This is a genomic window from Paeniglutamicibacter kerguelensis (genome assembly GCF_017876535.1).
GTDB lineage: Bacteria > Actinomycetota > Actinomycetes > Actinomycetales > Micrococcaceae > Paeniglutamicibacter > Paeniglutamicibacter kerguelensis.
This window is the reverse complement of sequence record NZ_JAGIOF010000001.1, coordinates 38944-55168: the sequence shown is the minus strand read 5'-3', so window position 1 is coordinate 55168 and position 16225 is coordinate 38944. Positions and strand designations below refer to the sequence as shown.

At 66.6% G+C, this 16225-nt stretch carries 14 protein-coding genes; 2 read left to right on the top strand and 12 right to left on the bottom strand.

What is annotated here, in order from left to right:
* Nucleotides 1–51: 51 nt before the first annotated feature.
* From JOF47_RS00235 to JOF47_RS00225, 3 genes are all read right to left on the bottom strand, one after another.
* Nucleotides 52–1404 (bottom strand): ABC transporter substrate-binding protein, encoded by a 1353-nt coding sequence (locus JOF47_RS00235; protein ID WP_209995180.1) that lies wholly within the window; start codon nucleotides 1402–1404, stop codon nucleotides 52–54.
* 83 nt (nucleotides 1405–1487) lie between these two features.
* Nucleotides 1488–2426 carry a carbohydrate ABC transporter permease gene (locus JOF47_RS00230; RefSeq protein ID WP_209995178.1) on the bottom strand — a complete coding sequence of 313 codons (939 nt, stop codon included), beginning with the start codon at nucleotides 2424–2426 and terminating at the stop codon, nucleotides 1488–1490.
* Nucleotides 2427–2429: 3 nt separating this feature from the next.
* Nucleotides 2430–3347, bottom strand: coding sequence for a carbohydrate ABC transporter permease (locus JOF47_RS00225; RefSeq protein WP_209995177.1), 918 nt, complete (start codon nucleotides 3345–3347; stop codon nucleotides 2430–2432).
* 93 nt (nucleotides 3348–3440) lie between these two features.
* On the opposite strand from JOF47_RS00225, the gene JOF47_RS00220 reads away from it, so the two are divergent.
* Nucleotides 3441–4520 (top strand): LacI family DNA-binding transcriptional regulator, encoded by a 1080-nt coding sequence (locus JOF47_RS00220; RefSeq protein WP_342592665.1) that lies wholly within the window; start codon nucleotides 3441–3443, stop codon nucleotides 4518–4520.
* On the opposite strand, the gene JOF47_RS00215 is transcribed toward JOF47_RS00220, so the two are convergent.
* Genes JOF47_RS00215 through JOF47_RS00200 form a run of 4 tightly spaced genes read right to left on the bottom strand, consistent with a single transcriptional unit; the run spans nucleotide 4517 to nucleotide 8982 of the window.
* Nucleotides 4517–5779, bottom strand: coding sequence for a glycerate kinase (locus JOF47_RS00215; protein WP_245356190.1), 1263 nt, complete (start codon nucleotides 5777–5779; stop codon nucleotides 4517–4519). The two genes, JOF47_RS00220 and JOF47_RS00215, sit on opposite strands and share 4 nt — an antisense overlap.
* Complete coding sequence (locus tag JOF47_RS00210) at nucleotides 5751–6590, bottom strand: sugar phosphate isomerase/epimerase family protein (protein ID WP_210001265.1); 840 nt, start codon at nucleotides 6588–6590, stop codon at nucleotides 5751–5753. The genes JOF47_RS00215 and JOF47_RS00210 overlap by 29 nt, the downstream gene beginning before the upstream one ends.
* A gap of 8 nt (nucleotides 6591–6598) precedes the next feature.
* Nucleotides 6599–7813, bottom strand: coding sequence for a dihydrodipicolinate synthase family protein (locus JOF47_RS00205; RefSeq protein WP_209995174.1), 1215 nt, complete (start codon nucleotides 7811–7813; stop codon nucleotides 6599–6601).
* Complete coding sequence (locus tag JOF47_RS00200; RefSeq protein ID WP_209995173.1) at nucleotides 7813–8982, bottom strand: Gfo/Idh/MocA family protein; 1170 nt, start codon at nucleotides 8980–8982, stop codon at nucleotides 7813–7815. The genes JOF47_RS00205 and JOF47_RS00200 overlap by 1 nt, the downstream gene beginning before the upstream one ends.
* Before the next feature lie 162 nt (nucleotides 8983–9144).
* Here JOF47_RS00200 and JOF47_RS00195 point away from each other — a divergent pair, with 162 nt between their 5' ends.
* Nucleotides 9145–10188: a LacI family DNA-binding transcriptional regulator gene (locus tag JOF47_RS00195; RefSeq protein ID WP_209995172.1), complete on the top strand. Its 1044-nt coding sequence runs from the start codon at nucleotides 9145–9147 to the stop codon at nucleotides 10186–10188.
* Between the two features lie 41 nt (nucleotides 10189–10229).
* On the opposite strand, the gene JOF47_RS00190 is transcribed toward JOF47_RS00195, so the two are convergent.
* From JOF47_RS00190 to JOF47_RS00170, 5 genes are all read right to left on the bottom strand, one after another.
* On the bottom strand, nucleotides 10230–11117 hold the full coding sequence (locus JOF47_RS00190) for a sugar phosphate isomerase/epimerase family protein (protein ID WP_245356189.1): 888 nt from the start codon (nucleotides 11115–11117) through the stop codon (nucleotides 10230–10232).
* A 103-nt stretch (nucleotides 11118–11220) separates the two neighbouring features.
* The gene (locus JOF47_RS00185) at nucleotides 11221–13245 is read right to left on the bottom strand and encodes an outer membrane protein assembly factor BamB family protein (protein WP_209995171.1); all 2025 of its coding nucleotides are present in this window, start codon (nucleotides 13243–13245) and stop codon (nucleotides 11221–11223) included.
* A gap of 85 nt (nucleotides 13246–13330) precedes the next feature.
* A complete protein-coding gene (locus JOF47_RS00180; protein WP_342592664.1) occupies nucleotides 13331–14350 on the bottom strand; it encodes a hydroxyacid dehydrogenase in 1020 nt (339 codons plus the stop codon).
* Nucleotides 14347–15261 carry a carbohydrate ABC transporter permease gene (locus JOF47_RS00175; RefSeq protein ID WP_209995170.1) on the bottom strand — a complete coding sequence of 305 codons (915 nt, stop codon included), beginning with the start codon at nucleotides 15259–15261 and terminating at the stop codon, nucleotides 14347–14349. The genes JOF47_RS00180 and JOF47_RS00175 overlap by 4 nt, the downstream gene beginning before the upstream one ends.
* Nucleotides 15258–16190 carry a carbohydrate ABC transporter permease gene (locus JOF47_RS00170; protein ID WP_209995169.1) on the bottom strand — a complete coding sequence of 311 codons (933 nt, stop codon included), beginning with the start codon at nucleotides 16188–16190 and terminating at the stop codon, nucleotides 15258–15260. The genes JOF47_RS00175 and JOF47_RS00170 overlap by 4 nt, the downstream gene beginning before the upstream one ends.
* Between the last annotated feature and the right edge of the window lie 35 nt (nucleotides 16191–16225).

Sequence of the window (16225 nt, the reverse complement as noted above, 5' to 3'; positions counted from 1 at the left end):
GTGGGCGGTCCGCAAGCCGCGCGTCGCGCGGCTTGCGGACCGCCCGGTGTCCTACTTGGCGGAAACGGTGAATCCTTGCTGGTTTCCATACTTGATGCTCGCGTCCTGCCAGGCGGTGAGCCCGGGGTTCAGGTCGCTGTTCGAGCCGTAGGCCTGGCCCACGGTGTCGCTGAAGATGCTGTTGGCGTAGGTCTGGAACGGCAGGTAGGACCAGCCCGGGACCACGTCCTTCGCCGACTGGACGAGGACCTCGTTGATCTTCTGGCCGCCGAAGTACTTGTTCTCGGCGTTCAGGAATGCGGGGTCGTTCAAATCCGCGACAGTGGAGGGGAAGCCTCCGTTTGCGGCGTGGATCTTGGAGCCCTCGGGGCCGTTGCTGAACTGGAGGAAGCCGTAGGCCGCGGCCTTGTTCTTGCTCTGCTTGAGCACCGCGTCGCCGCCGCCGCCGTTTTCCGCGGAGACCGGCTTGCCCTTTTCATAGGTCGGCATGGGGGCCACGCGCCATTTGCCGCTGCCGTCGGCGGCACCCGATTCCAGGTTGGCCGGCATCCAGGCACCGATGATGAGGGTGGCGATGTTCCCGTCGGACAGGCCTTTGTACCATTCATCGCTCCATGAAGCGACGGGTGCCACCAGCTTTCCTTCGACCAGCTGGTTCCAGTTCTGCGTCCAGGCCTTGGAGCCTTCGTCCTGAAGATTGATTTGCACGTTCGTGGAGCCTTCAACCTTGTACGGCTGGCCGCCGGCCTGCCAGATCATGCTTGTGGTGAATCCGGCATCTCCCATGTCGTTGGTGATGTAGGCCTTGGGATCGGCCGCGTGAAGCTTCTTTCCCGCCTCAATGTATTCTTCCCAAGTGCTCGGCACCTCGATGCCGTGCTTTTCAAAGACATCCGCCCGGTAGAACATGGCCATGGGCCCCGAGTCCTGCGGGAGCGCGTAGATGCCGCCGTTGAGGTTCACCGAACCCCACGTCGAGGGGGTGTAGTTTGCCTGCAGATCCCCCGCGCCGTATCCCTTCAGGTCGACCAGCGAATCGGAAAGTGCGAACTGCGGCAGCGCCGCGTATTCGATCTGGGCCACGTCCGGGGCGCCGCTTCCGGCCTTGACCGCGTTCTGGATCTTTGTGTAGTGGTCGTTACCGGTGCCGACGTTTTCCAGGTTGACCTTGACCTTCGGATACTTCGCCTCGAAGGCCTCCACGATCGGCTTGAGCTGCGGGGCCCAACCCCAGACGGTCAGGGTCGTCTCGGTCTGCAGGGCGGTTGCGATTTCTTCGGCGCTGACCCCATCGGTGCTGGCGCTGCCCTCCGCGGTGGAACCGCCGCAGGCTGCAAGGGTGCTGACCAGAAGGCCCGCCGTGACGACGGTGGCCGCACGGCGTAAACGATGACTGATTTTCATGAGTTTGATGCCTTTCACTTCATTGCTTATGAGACGAGTTGATCGGATTGAAGGTGGTTCAGGTTCCCCTTGCGAGGCCGTGGCTATTTGACGCTTCCCGCCGCCAGTCCCGACTGCCAGTAGCGCTGCAGGAAGAGGAACGCAACGATGATGGGCACGATGGTGAGCAGGGATCCGGTGATGACAAGGTTGTAGATGGCGTCCCCGCCGGCGGTGGTCGCCTGGGCGTTCCAGTTGTTGAGCCCCACCGTCAGTGGATACCAGGTGGATTCACTGAGCATGATCAAGGGCAGGAAGTAGTTGTTCCACGTCGCCACGACGGTGAACAACAGGACGGTGACAAAACCGGGTGCAAGCATTCGCAGGGAAATGGTGAAGAAAGTCCGGAACTCCCCCGCACCGTCCATGCGGGCCGCCTCGAGCACTTCGGTCGGAACCGATTCGAGGGCATAGATCCATACAAGATAGAGGCCGAAAGGACTGATCAAGGACGGGATGATGACAGACCACGGCGTATTGGTCAGACCCAGCTCACTGAACATCAGGAAGGTCGGCACGGCCAGGGCCGTACCGGGAATGGCGACCGCGCCCAGGACCACTGCGAAGACAGCGCGCTTCCCGGGGAAATCGAACTTGGCCAGCCCGTAGCCGGCCAACGTTGCCAGGAACGTGGCACCGCCCGCGCCCACCACCACGTAGAGCACCGTGTTCACCAGCCAGCGCACGAATTCCCCGTCGTTGTAGGTCAGGGTTTGGCTGATGTTGTCCCACAGCGCGAAGTCCCCGGAGAACCACAGGCCGAAAGAGCTAAAGAGCGCCGGCTGGGTCTTGGTGGAGTTGACGAACAGCCAAAAGAGCGGGAGCAGTGCGTAGACGGCCATCAGCCCCATAACGATGGTCAAGAGGATCGACTTGCGCTTGTGCGTCACTCCGCGGTGCGGGCCGGAGCTGAACCTGGGCGCCGTGCGACTCTTTGCGGGCGGAACCGTCGGGGACTCGGGGGAACTCAGTTGCAGCGACATGGGCTAGGCATCCTTTCGAGAACCGGAGAGCTGGACGATGTAGGCCACGATCATCGTCAACAGGCCCATGATCATGGCGATCGCCGCAGCGTAATTGAACTGCTGGCCGGCGAAGGACAGGTTGTATGCGTACATGTTGGGGGTGAAATAGGAGCTGATGGAGTTCGGTGCCAGCGACTTGAGGATGTTCGGTTCGTTGAACAGCTGGAAGCTGCCGATGACAGAGAAGATGGTGGCAATGCCGATGGCTCCGCGGATGGAGGGAATCTTGATGTTCCGGATGACGCTCAGCGCGCCGGCCCCGTCCAGGCTGGCCGCCTCGTACAGGTCCGAGGGAATGGTCTTGAGCGCCGCGTAGAAGATCAGCATGTTGTAGCCGGTGAACTCCCACGTCGTGATGTTGCCGATCGCAACGAGGATCCAGCTGCTGGACAGCGGATCCGGAATCGCCCAACCGAAGAATTCGTTGATGTTTCCCACCAAGCCGAAGCGCGGACCGTAGATGAAACCCCACATCAGGGTCGCCACGACCGCGGGGACCGCGTACGGCAGGAAGATCGAGATGCGGAAGAACGACGAGAATCGCAGTCGCGAACTGTCGATGGCCAGCGCCGCGGCCAGCGCAACAACCAGCATGATGGGCACCTGCACCACCAGGAACAGCCCCACCCGGCGCACCGCGTCCCAGAACTGCGGGTCGGTCAGGGCCTGGACGTAGTTGGCTCCGCCAACGAACTTGTTGCCTCCCACCATCTGGTTCTGGAACAGGCTCAGGTAGACGGCGTAGAGGACCGGAGCAAGGAACACGAGTGCAAAGACAAGCATGAAGGGGCCAACAAACGCCCACCCCATCCATCTGCCGCTGCGCCGCCGTGGCCGAAGGGACCGGGTGGCAACCGTCGCGCTCGACGTCGTTGTCATAAGTATCCTTAGTCTCATCCTGGTATGTTTACGCAAACATTGTGGAAACAAAAGTAGCATGTTTAGGTAAACATGCAAGAGGAAAAGGGAAAAATGACACTTTCACATTCCAGCTTCCCCGATCTCGGGGATGGAAACGCAGCTTCGCACCACGCCCGCACCACGCGCGGCCCCTCCATGGCGGACGTCGCGAGGGAGGCCGGCGTGTCATCCCAGACGGTGTCCCGCGTTGCAAACGGGCTCAGCAATGTCGAGGAAACGACGAAGAAGCGGGTCCTGGATGCGATGCAGAAACTGGGCTACCGGCCGAACCGGGCCGCCCGGGCCCTGAAGAGCGGCCGCTTCAAGTCCATCGGCGTCATCATGTTCACGCTTTCGACCTTCGGCAACATGCGAACCCTCGACGCGATCGCCACGGCCGCGTCGCGTGCCGGCTACTCGGTCACGCTCATCCCGCTGACCGACCCCACCACGGGCAAGGTCTCCGGCGCCTACCACCAGTTGCGCGAACAGCAGGTGGACGGGGTGGTCATCATTTTCGAGGCCCACCTGCTCGACCATGCGGACATCGCCCTCCCCGAGGACCTGCCTGCGGTCGTGATCGACTCGAATGCCGGATCGGGTTATTCGGTGGTGGACACCGACCAGCACCAGGGCGCCAGGCTGGCCACCGAGCACCTGCTGGAGCTCGGCCACCGCCAGGTCTGGCACATCGGCGGCCCCGACTCATCCTTTTCCGCGTTGCACCGGGCGGAGTCGTGGAAGCAGACGCTCGAGGAGGCCGGAATCAAGGCACCCGAGGTGCTCCACGGCGACTGGTCCGCGGAATCGGGCTACCGGATCGGGCTCGAACTGGGCAAGAACCCTGCTGTGAGCGCCATCTTTGCCGCGAACGACCAGATGGCGCTCGGAGCCATGCGGGCCATGCATGAGCTGGGTCGCGCCATCCCGGAGGACGTCAGCATCGTGGGGTTCGACGACCTTGAGGAGGCGGCCTCCTTCTGGCCACCCCTGACCACGATCCGCCAGGACTTCCACGCGGTGGGACGCCTGAGCATCGAAAACCTGCTCCACCAGATCGCGGGCGACACCCCGGCACGCGATGTCAGCGTGCCGACGCGCCTCATGGTGCGCAAGAGCACCGCGCCACCGGCGCCGGGGCGTTCCGTCTAAAGACCGGCGGGGTGCAACTCCTCCGTCTCAGGGCGGATTGCGCCCAGGGCATCCCCACGGGCCACGTCCGGTTCCAGCATTCGGGCAAGCACCTGGGCCGTGGCACTGCGGAGATAGAGCGCCGCGTTGGCCATGGCATCCTCGGGATCGGGCGTGCCGGAAGTCCCCCGCGCGAAGTCCAGCAGCTGGGCCGCGCCGGTGATGCCGTAGCGTTCCAGCTCCTCCGGTGTCGCCGCAATGCGGCCGGCGACCACCAGGACCGGCAGGTTCCTTACCCTTGCCACCTCGGCCAACGCGATGGGCGCCTTCCCCTCGAAGGACTGGGCGTCAAGGGAGCCCTCGCCGGTGATGACCAGATCTGTGACATCGAGCTGCGCTGCCAAACCACTCAGCTCCGCGACCCGCCGGAACCCCGGCTCCAAAACCGCCCCGGTGAAGGCCAGGAACGCCGCGGGGAAGCCGCCCGCTGCCCCGGCGCCGGGAACGTTGACGTCCCGGCCCGTGGTCTGGCGCAGCACCTTGGACCAATTGCGCAGGCCAGCCTCGAGCGCGGCCACCGATGGCAAGTCCGCGCCCTTCTGCGGGGCGAATACGGCTGCGCTTCCATCGGGCCCCAACAGCGGGTTCGTGACGTCGACGGCCAACCGGATCCGCACCTTGCCCAAGCGGGGGTCCAGCCCCGATGCGTCCACCGACGCGACGCCGGCAAGGTGCCCGCCGCCCAGGCCAACCGCGTCGCCGTGGGCGTCGAGAATCCGGAGACCCAAGGCCAGCAGGGCGCCGCTGCCGCCATCGCTCATGGCGGACCCGCCGAGGCCGATGATGATCTCGGTGGCGCCGGCGTCGAGCGCCCGGAGGATCAGTTCCCCGCACCCGTAGCTGTGGGCGGACAACGCGCCCTCCGGGGTCCGGGCCGAGGCCGCAAGGCCGGAGGCCTGGGCCGTTTCGATGACCGCACGCGCCGTCCCGTCCACTTCCCGGTGAAAGGCCCAGTGCGCGAGGATCTCCTGGTCGAGCGGACCCGTGACCACGGCGGAGCGCAGCTCGTAGCCGGCGTTCACCGCTGCATCGAGGGTCCCCTCGCCGCCGTCGGCAATCGGAAACCGCGTCACCAGGGCCTCCGGATACACGCGCAGCACGCCCTCGGCCATCGCCGCGGCGGCCTCGGTGGCGGTGAGCGATCCCTTGAACTTGTCCGGCGCAACCAGGACCCGCAGCGGCCGGCCGGCCTCAGGCATGCGGAACCACCAGCCGGGCATAGCGTTCCTTCATGGTGGCCAGGACGGCGTCAGCGTCGGAATCCCAAATGTCCTGGTTGAAGATTTCCACCTCGATGTCGCCGGTGTAGCCGGCGTCGCGCACCCAGCCGCCGATGGTCGCGAAGTCGATGACCCCGTCGCCCATCATGCCCCGCGACAGCAGGGCGTCCGCGGCGATGGGCAGGTTGAAGTCGCACACCTGGTAGGAGGCGATCCGGTTCTCCCGGCCGGCGCGCTCGATCTGGGACTTCAAATCCGGATCCCACCAGACGTGGAAGGTGTCGACCGCGACGCCGACCGCCGAGGCGTCGTAGGGGGCCGCAAGGTCCAGGGCCTGGCCGAGGGTGGAGATCAGTGCGCGGTCCGCCGCGTACATCGGGTGCAGCGGCTCGAGCACCAGGCGGATGCCGTGTTCCACGGCGAAGGGCACCAGGTCCGCGAGGCGTTCGGCCACCCGGTTGCGGGCGGCGATGACGTCCTTCTCCCCCGGGGCCAGGCCGCCCACCACCAGGAAGAGCTCGGTGGTTTCCAGTGCCACGGCCTCCAGGATGGCGGCGCGGTTGTCCGCCAGCGCCGCGGCCTGACCTTCGGCGTCGGGTGCGGTCAGGAAGCCGCCGCGGCACAGCGAGGACACGCGCAACCCGGCGTCCTTGATGAGCCTGGCCGCGTTCTCCACGCCGACCTCGGCCACGCGGTCGCGCCACGGGCCGATGGCCGGGATCCCGGCCGCCACGCAGGCGTCAATGACCTGCGGCAGGGTCAGCTTCTTGGTGGTCGCGCTGTTCAGCGAGAGCCTCGAGTAATCGCCCAGGTAGTCGCTCATGCGTCCACCCCGTTGATGCGCAGGAAGCCCGACATCCGGAATGCGGCCAGGTCCGGGTCCCTGAGCAGCCCGGCCCGGTCGGCCAGCTCGAAGGTGCGGGCCAGGTGCGGCACGGAGCGGCCGGAATGCAGGCCGCCGACCATCTGGAAGCCCGCCTGCTGCCCGTTGAGCCAGGACATGAACGCGATGCCCGTCTTGTAGTAGAACGTGGGGGCGCTGAAGATGTGTTTGCCCAGCTCGCGGGTGGAGTCCAGGATGGCGCGGGCCTTGGCGTTCTCGCCCGCGTCGTAGCTCTGCAGCGCCGCGGAGGCCGCCGGGTAGATGGCCGCGAAGATGCCCAGCAGGGCGTCGGAGTGGCGGGTGCCGTCGCCGTCGATGAGTTCCGGGTAGTTGAAGTCGTCCCCGGTGTACAGGCGCACCCCCTCCGGAAGCGCCGCCCGGAGTTCGGTCTCATGGGTCGCATCCAGCAGCGAGACCTTGACGCCGTCCACCTTGTCCGCGTTTTCGCGGACCAGGGAGAGGAAGGTCTCCGTGGCCGTGGCCACGTCCTCCGAGCCCCAGTACCCGGCGAGCGCAGGGTCGAACATGGTGCCCAGCCAGTGCAGGATCACCGGCTGGTCGATTTCCCGCAGCAGCGTGGAGTAGACGTGCAGGTAGTCCTCCGCTGATTCGGCGACCTTCGCCAGCGCGCGCGAGGCCATCAGGATGATCTTGGGCCCGGATTCGGAGACGACCGCGATCTGTTCCCGGTAGGCCTCAAGGACAGCCTGGATGCCCCGTCCCCCCAAGGGCAGGGCCTCCAGGTCCAGCTGGTCGGTGCCGGCGCCGCAGGACACCAGGTCCCGGACGGTTTTGCCGGCGGTGGCGGGGTTGTTAGAGGCGACTACCGAGGCGGCCTCGGTTCCGGTGTGCTTGATGAGCTGTTGGGTCGCGGCCCAGTCAAGGCCCATGCCGCGCTGGGCGGTGTCCATGGCATCGGCCACGCCCAGGCCGTGGGACCACAGTTCGTGCCGGTAGGCCAGGGTGGCCTCCCAGTCCAGGCGGGCCGGGGCCCCGGGCACGTTCTCCGCGGTGGTCTCGGGGATGACGTGTGCCGCGGCGTACGCGCGGCGGGCGGTCAGCGGAGCGGCGGGCTTGGCCCACTCGGTGGCCGGCTGCAGGGTGTACTCGCGGGTTCCGCCGTCGGGGGCGGGCAGGATCAGGGAAGCCATCAGAGTGCGATCTCCGGGATGTCGATGGTGCGGCGTTCGTTGTTGGACTGCAGGCCCAGCTCGGCGAGCTGGACGCCGCGGGCGGCGGAGAGCAGGCCGAAGCGGTGTTCGCGTCCGGCGACGACGTCGCGCAGGAATTCCTCCCACTGCAGCTTGAACCCGTTGTCCAGCTCCGCGTTGGCCGGAACTTCCTGCCACTGGCTGCGGAACGATTCGGTGACCGGCAGGTCCGGGTTCCAGACGGGCTTGGGCGTGTGCGCGCGCTGCTGGGCGACGCACTTGTTCAGGCCCGCGACGGCGGAGCCGTGGGTGCCGTCGACCTGGAACTCCACGAGCTCGTCACGGTAGACGCGCACGGCCCAAGAGGAATTTACCTGGCCGACGACCTGGTCGCCGCCCGGGGTCTCGAGTTCGAAGATGCCGTAGGAGGCGTCGTCGGCAGTGGCCTTGTACTCCGTGCCTGACTCGTCCCAGCGGGCCGGGATGTGCGTGGCGGTCTTGGCGTTGACGGACTTGACCTTGCCGACGATGCCTTCGAGCACGTAGTTCCAGTGGCAGAACATGTCGGTGGTCATGCCGCCGCCGTCTTCCTTGCGGTAATTCCAGGACGGGCGCTGGGCCGCCTGGTTCTCCCCCTCGAAGACCCAGTAGCCGAATTCGCCGCGGATGGACAGGACCCGGCCGAAGAAGCCGTCGTCCACCAGGCGGCGCAGCTTGACCAGGCCCGGCAGGTACAGCTTGTCGTGCACCACGCCGGCGGTGACTCCCGTGCTCTGGCCGATGCGGGCCAGCTCGATAGCTTCCTCGAGGGTTTCGGCGGTGGGCTTCTCGGTGAATACGTGCTTGCCGGCCAGCATCGCCTTTTTCAGCGTGGCGGCACGGAGGCTGGTCATGGAGGCGTCGAAGACGACGTCGATGCTCGGGTCGTTGATCACCGCGTCGAGGTCGGTGGACCATTCGGCGACGTTGTGCTTCTCGGCCAGCTCGCGGACCTTGGCCTCGTTGCGGCCCACCAGGATCGGCTCGACCTGGATCCTGGTGCCGTCCTCCAGCGTGAAGCCCCCGGCGTCCCGGATGGGAAGGATGGAGCGCAGCAGGTGCTGGCGGTAGCCCATGCGGCCGGTGATGCCGTTCATGGCGATTCGGATCGTCTTGGTTTCGATGCCCATGTGGGTCCTCCGGAGGGTTGGTGTTGCGCGTGTCGGAAAGCGGGAAAGCGCATTCCCGTTGCCTCCAGTGTGCACGGTCGACGGCATTTGGGCAAGCGCTTTCCCAAATTCGTCGCGGACTCGCGTAATGTGGTTCCAGCACTCCCCTCGAAAGGAAAACCCGTGGCAGCAAGCACATTGGCCGAAGTGGCCAAGTTGGCCGGAGTCTCGCAAGCAACCGCCTCCCGGGTCCTCAACGGCTCCGCGAGGAAGCCCGCCGAAGGCATCGCCGAGCGCGTCCGCGCCGCCGCCGCGTCCCTGGGCTATGTGGCCAACGCCCAGGCCCAGGCCCTGGCCAAGTCCAGCACTGGCCTCATCGGGCTGATCGTCCACGACATCGCCGACCCCTACTTCTCCGCCATCGCCCAGGGCGTCCAGGCCGCCGCCCGGCAGGAACACCGCATGGTGCTGCTGGCCACCACCGACGGCACCCCGGCGTCCGAAAAGGATGCTGTCATGGCGTTTGCCGGGCGCAGGGCGGAGTCGATCATCCTGGCCGGCTCGCGCTCCACGCGCCGTGAAGATGCCGGCGCCAATGCCGAGCTGGCGGTCGAGCTGGACCGCTATTGCCGCAACGGGGGGCGCGTCGGCACCCTGGGCCAGCCGGTCGCGGGGCTTACCGAAACCGGCAGTGTCCACACCGTCGAGATCCCGAATGAAGCCCTCGCGCGCGAGCTCGCATTGGCCCTGGCCCGGGACCACGAGGGTCCCTTCGTGATCGTGGGCGGGCCGGAGGGCCTGGCCACGTCGGACGATCGGATCGGGGGTTTCCAGCAAGGGTTGGCCGCCGCGGGACGTCCGGCGGCGGAAGTGGTGCACACCGGATTCAACAGGAACGGCGGCTTCGACGCCGGCGACGGGATCGCCGGGAAAATCACCGCCGCGGGGGCGCCGCGCCCCTGCATTTTCGCCTGCAACGACGTCATGGCCATCGGCGTGGCCGCCGCGCTGCGCGAACACGGGCTGAAGGCCCCACGGGATGCGGCACTGGCCGGTTTCGACGACATCGAATGGTTGCGCGACTTCCGGCCCTCGCTATCCACGGTGGGTCTGCCACTGGAGGACCTCGGCCGGCTTGTCACCTTGGGCGCCATCTCCGGCGAGGCAGGACCTTCCGCCGTCGAGGGCGCCGTGGTATTGCGCCACAGCACCTCAACCCTTGTCTAAGCCGGCAGCGTCCAGGCCGGAGCCGACTAGGCCGAAGCCGACTAGGCCGAAGCCGATCCCTCGGTGAGCTTGCGCAGGAAGATTGCATCGTTGATCAGTTGATCCGGGCTGTCTCCCGCGACGAATTCAAGCATCAGGTCCATCTCGCGCCCGTGTTCCAGCACCGCTGCGGCAACGTCGCGCCAGAGCCCGCCGCGCTCCTCCAGCGCAAGCCGCTCGGTTGCCGGCCACCAGGAGAAGCAGTGGATTCCCGTGACGTGCCCGATCACCCGGCGCAGCGATTCCAGGGCCTCGCGGTCGCCGATGCCCACGGCAGGCTGCCAATAGGTGCCAACGTTGGGCCGGTCCACCTGGGCCAGCAGCTCAAGGGTTGATTCAACGCTGCTCGTCAGCGAGCCGTCATGGAACTCAAAGGCCAGCTCGAGGCCGTGGGCCGCGGCGATCTCCGCGATGCGCCGGGTGTCGCCCACCACCGCCTCCCAGGTGCCCTCATCGGCGTCCGCGGGGTCGGCCTCCCCGGCCCAAATGCGTATGCGTGGTGCCCCCAAGCGGGCTGCCAGGGCAGCCACCACGTCAAAGTCGCCGAAGCTTCCGGCCCTGTAGTAGGACCCGAGCGAGAAGACCCGCAGCCCGGCCGCGGCGCAGGCCTCCCGCGCAAGGTCGGCGGATGCGGCGTCGACAACGTGGACATCGCTCCCCCATTCGATGCCGGACAGTCCGGCCGCGGCCGCGGTGGCAACGACCTGTTCAATGCCCAGCGAGCGCAGCGTCACCGAACAGAGCCCCGCGCTCAACAGGGCCAACGGCCGCACCGCCGCGGGACGGCCGGGCAGGATGTACGGAACGGAAATCATCGGGACGCTCGCATTCGGGACGGGGGATCCGGTGGATCCCGGTTCTGCTTCTTGGTACTTGGTTCTTGGTTCCATCGGGCGGTTCAACCTCGTTCGGTGCTCCGGCCGTGCAAACGGCGCCAGGCGGCGGCACCCACCCGGGTGCCGCCGCCTGGCGCCGTTTTCCGGACCCGCGGCGCTAGCGCCTCGGGTGGTCGTTGATCCGCACCAGGTTGCGGCCGCGCATGGTGTACAGGTAGCCGGACTCGTCGTTGGTGATGTGCGATCCGCTGTACCAACCGCCGTCGGTGCCCGCCATGACGGTGGAGACCGCAAAGGTCTTGGGGTCGATACGGAAGACCGTGGTGTCCGAAACACCGTAGATGCGGCCCCGGTTGGCCACCAGCGCGCCAAAGCCCCTGGACAACGCGCTGATGTCCGCGCGGTGCACGATGCGGCGCTTGGGCACGTCGATGACGAAGAGCCCACCCTTGCGGGTCAGCCCGTAAAGGTGCCGGCCCTGCACGGCGAGGGCAGCGAGCCCGGCACCCATCTGCGGCTCGATCCGCCACAGCTCGCGGCCGGCAACGGGGTCGAAGGCGACGACGGTGCCCGCGCCCTCCAGTGAGGACAGCCCGCCGCCGAGGAACGCGACCCCGTCGCGGGTGGCCACTGCGCGCACCAGCTGCACGTCGTCGATGGGGTTGACGAAGCATTGCTTGGCGCCGGTGCGGGGCTTGTAGGTCCAGAACGACCCGCCACCCTCGGTGTCCGACTGCGCGACGACCAGCACCAGCCGGTTCTCCGCATCCCAGCAGACATCCAAGGGCCTGTTCTGCGCCGCCGGGAAGTCCGCGGCCTGGTGGATGGGCTTGCCGCTGCGCGGGTCATACGCCCAGATGCCCTGCGAACTGTATTGGCCCGTGTACAGGACGCCATCGACCACCACGGCATCCTTGGCCTCGCCCGGGGCCTGCAGGTTTGTCACCTCACCCGTTTTCGCGCGGCGGCGGGCTATCACGCCGTTGCCCCCGACGTAGATGAAGCCGCCGCCGGCCGCGATGCCCATGACCGTCTGCGCGGTGGAGGCTGCACCCGCCTCGCCGAGGTCGGTGACCATCGAGTCCCCCGTTTCGGGATCGATCTCGGCGATGAAACCGTAGGCGGAGGTCACCAGGACCTTGCCGTCGCGGGCGTCCACGCCCCAGATTTCGCCCAGCGCCGGCCCCCCGGCGTCCACCTGCGAGATCGAGTTCGACGCGACGGAGTAGTCACACAGGCCGGATTCGTTGGCGAAGTACACGTGCCCGCCGATGGCCGCGAAGTTCTTGGCGGTCTTGCCGATCGAGGTTGCCAGCGCATAGGTACCCGGATCCTTCGGGTCCATCAGCGCGACCTTCGACTGTTCGGTCGAGCCCGCGGAGCTGACCAGGAGCTTGTCCCCGAGGACGGCCAGGTCCCTGATGCTGGGATCCGCCAGCATCTCGGTGGGGGTCACCGGCGCGAAGGTACGGCTTGCCCTGTCGTAGGCGTGCAGGCAGGCGCGCCCCGCGCTGCCGCCGCCTCCCAGGGTGCTTCCGGCCCCGAAGAAGACGGTCTCGTCCGTGGCGGCGACGGCCCGCGCCAGGGTGGCCCCGGCGTCCGGGATGCCGAGGTTTGCGATCACGCCGGTGGCGGGGTCGTACTCCCACAGGGCCGGTGCCGTCGCGCTGCCGCCGCCCACCGCGTAGAGCCGTCCGTCCGGGGCAACACTGAGGTCGCGGACGTCCCGGTCACCGATTCGCCCGATGGGCGTCGCCGGCGCGGACAGCGAACGCAGGTCCCAGCGGTAGAGGTTCGGCTGCGGGCCCGTCGACTTCTGCAGGATTCCCGCATAGAGGTACCGGCCCGCGGAGTCCGCGGTCAGGGTCTGGATGCTGTGCCCCGTCGCCAGCTCGGTCTGGCCCACGATCTTGCCCGTCGGCACATGGAAGGCGACGATCCGAACGGGTTCGACATTGCGGGATCCGATGTAGACCACGTCCCCGACCAGGATCGAACTCATCAACCCGAACTGGACCACGGCAGGACCCAGGTCGAGGATCTCGGGGCCGCTTCCCGGGCGGCCCGCGGGCAGCCCGGACGCGTTTGCCGCACCGGTTCCCGACAGGCCCAAGGCCGCCGCCAACCCGACGGTGCCGCCGGCCTGCAGGATGGTTCGTCTGCTCAGATGTGTATTCGTCATGGATCTTCCTTGCCTTGGGTTCGATGGCTGGCTGGTCGTGCAACGAGTGTGTTTCTTGGGCCCGCGTGGCGCGGTTTCCCAGAGGTCAGGCCGTGAAGGCCAGGTCGGCGGCGCGCAGCGGGAAACGCAGTGCTTCCCCGCGGGAGAGCCGGAGGGCCTCCTCGACGGTGCTTGCGGCCATGCGTTCAAGTTCGCTCCCCAGGGAACCTGCCACGTGCGGGGTCAGCAGCACGTTCGGGTTCACATAGAAGCCCGAGTCCGTCGGCAACGACCATGGCGTGGTCACGTCCAGCACCGCATACAGGTCGCCCTGCTCGATCCGGCGCAGCAACGCATCTTGGTCAACCAGTTCGCCGCGGGCCGTGTTGATGAAGGTGGCCCCGGGACGGAGCCGGGCGATCTGCCGGGCATCGATCATGTGGCGCGTGGAAGGAAGGGAGGGCGCGTGCAGGGACACGACATCGCTGCTGGCCACCAGTTCGTCGAGACCCACGAGCTCGGCCCCGAGTTCGATTGCTTCTTCCGGATCCAAGTACGGATCGGCAACCACGACCTCAAGATCGTAGGAACGCAGCAATCTGATCACGTGCCGGCCGATCTTCGAGGCCCCGATGATGCCGACCCGCTTGCGGAAGTTCCCAAGCTGCGGATAGTAGTCCTCGGGTTCCACGGCCGAATGCAACGTGTGCACGATCCGCGCCAGCTGCAGGACATTCTTGTTCGCCAGGAGGATCATGGCCACCGTGTACTCGGCGACGGGAACCGCATTCGCCTCGGCGGCGGTGCTCACCTGCAGGCCCCGGTCCCAGCAGGCTTGGCCGACGTGGTGCTTGGCGCTTCCGGCCGCATGCAGGATGTAGCGCAGGTTCGGTGCGGCATTGAGCACGGTTTCATCCAGCTGCGGGCACCCCCACCCGGTGATGAGGATGTCTGCGCGGGCCAGCAACGAGCGGGAACGCGGCGAGTCGAATTCCTGGAGCGGCTCGGTGCTCAGCAGGTTCAGCCCGGGTTCGAGTCTTTCCAGGAGCCGGGCCGGGAACACCCTCCGGGCCACGTCCTGGGGCATCGCGAGGGCGATGTTGAGTCGGGACGACGGATCGCTCACTTGATGCTCCCCGCGTTCATTCCGGACTTCCAGAAGCGCTGCAGGAAGATGAAGGCCAGCAGCAGCGGAACCAGCGAGAGCAGCGAGCCGGTGATCACCATGGGCACGAAGTCCGGCTGCGGAACCGCGAAGCCCTGCCAGATCGAGATGCCCACGCTGACCGGCAGCAGCTTCTGGTCCTGGAGCATGACCAGCGGAAGCATGAAGTTGTTCCACACCCCGACGAACTGGAACAGGGCGATGGTGACGAAGCCGGGCATCATCATGGGCAGTGCCAGCGAGAAGAACGAGCGGATGGGTCCGGCACCGTCCATGCGTGCGGCCTCGAGCGTTTCCGCCGGGACGTATGACGCCGAATAGACGCGGGCCAGGTAGACGCCGAAGGGATTGCACATCACCGGGATGAGCACGGCCCAGATGGTGTTGGTCGCTCCCACCAACGAGGCCAGCAGGTACATGGGCAACACCGTTGCGGTGTTGGGGATCAGCACACCGACCAGCACGAAGCCGAACAGGGAGTTCTTGCCTCGGAACTCGAACTTGTCGAACGCGTAGCCGGCCATGACGGAGATGAGTCCGCCGAGCACGGCCCCGACGCCTGCATAAAGCATCGAGTTGCCCATCCAGCGCAGGAACACGCCATTGTCCTGGGCAAGGACGTTGGAGATGTTCTCGAACAGCGAGAAATCGCCGAAGGAGTACGCGCCGGTTCCGTAGAGGTCGGTGGTGTTCTTGGTGGAGGCGAAGAGCAGCCACAGCACGGGGACGACCATGTAGGCCGAGCCGATGATCAGCAAGCCGTTGACGGTGAAGGTGCTGATGAACCCGTTGCGGTGGGCTTGTGCCCTGGGCGCCTTGGGTGCTGGCTTTACGGGGGCGGGGGCAGGTCTGGTCCTGGTATCTGTGCTCATGATTTGTTCATCCTGGAGCTCAAGCGGGTGACGAGTAGCGACAGCAAGGCTGCCAACCCGGCAATGATGATCGATGCGGCCGCGGCCTGGTTCAGGTCGTGCCTGATGAAGGCGGCGTCATAGGCCCACATGTTGGGGACCCAGCTGCTGGTGATGGAAGGTGTGGCCTTGGCCAGGATGGTTGGTTCGGTGAACAGCTGCAGGGTGCCGATGATGGTGAAGAGCATGATCACGCTCAGTGCCGGCAGGATCATGGGCATCTTGATGCCCATGGCAATGCGGATGTCCCCGGCGCCGTCCACCCGGGCGGCCTCCAGCACCTCGCGCGGAACCGCCTGCAGGGCGGTGAAGATGATGATGACGTTGTAGCCGGTCCATTCCCATACCCCGATGTTCACGATCGCGGGAAGCACCATATTCGCATCCAGGAAGTTGATCTGGATGCCACCGCTTTCCAGAGCCTGGACCAGCGGGCTGATGCCCGGGGTGTAAAGGTAGGCCCAGATCAGCGCGGCGATGACTCCGGGCACCGCGTGCGGCAGGAACACCAGCAGCTGGAAGAGCTTGCGGGCCTTTGCCACCGTCGCGTCAAGCAGCAGCGCAAAGACGATGGCCCCGCCCACCATGAGCGGGATATAGATCAGGCAGTAGAGACCCAGCCGGAGAATGCCCCCGACGAATGACTCCGAGGCGAAAACCTGTGCGTAGTTTTCCAACCCGACGAAGACCGTCTTGGCCTCGCCGAAGCCCAGGCCCGACTTCTGCTGCGTGTAGAAGCTGAGCACTATCGAATAGACGACCGGCGCGATGATGGCGACCGCGAACAAGGTGAAGAACGGGACCAGGAACAGCGAAGCGGTCCTGCCGCCTGTGCCTGTGACCGTGGAGCGCGTCGTGCGCCGAACGAACGTGGGGGCCTCGGGGGCCATGGGGATCTCCTAACTGGGCCGGGTTGCCGCCGTGC

Coding starts and splice junctions, on each gene's coding strand:
- JOF47_RS00235 (WP_209995180.1), bottom strand. CDS start 1,404: ATGAAAATCAGTCATCGTTTACGCCGTGCGGCCACCGTCGTCACGGCG.
- JOF47_RS00230 (WP_209995178.1), bottom strand. CDS start 2,426: ATGTCGCTGCAACTGAGTTCCCCCGAGTCCCCGACGGTTCCGCCCGCA.
- JOF47_RS00225 (WP_209995177.1), bottom strand. CDS start 3,347: ATGACAACGACGTCGAGCGCGACGGTTGCCACCCGGTCCCTTCGGCCA.
- JOF47_RS00220 (WP_342592665.1), top strand. CDS start 3,441: ATGACACTTTCACATTCCAGCTTCCCCGATCTCGGGGATGGAAACGCA.
- JOF47_RS00215 (WP_245356190.1), bottom strand. CDS start 5,779: ATGCCCGGCTGGTGGTTCCGCATGCCTGAGGCCGGCCGGCCGCTGCGG.
- JOF47_RS00205 (WP_209995174.1), bottom strand. CDS start 7,813: ATGGCTTCCCTGATCCTGCCCGCCCCCGACGGCGGAACCCGCGAGTAC.
- JOF47_RS00200 (WP_209995173.1), bottom strand. CDS start 8,982: ATGGGCATCGAAACCAAGACGATCCGAATCGCCATGAACGGCATCACC.
- JOF47_RS00190 (WP_245356189.1), bottom strand. CDS start 11,117: ATGGAACCAAGAACCAAGTACCAAGAAGCAGAACCGGGATCCACCGGA.
- JOF47_RS00185 (WP_209995171.1), bottom strand. CDS start 13,245: ATGACGAATACACATCTGAGCAGACGAACCATCCTGCAGGCCGGCGGC.
- JOF47_RS00175 (WP_209995170.1), bottom strand. CDS start 15,261: ATGAGCACAGATACCAGGACCAGACCTGCCCCCGCCCCCGTAAAGCCA.
- JOF47_RS00170 (WP_209995169.1), bottom strand. CDS start 16,190: ATGGCCCCCGAGGCCCCCACGTTCGTTCGGCGCACGACGCGCTCCACG.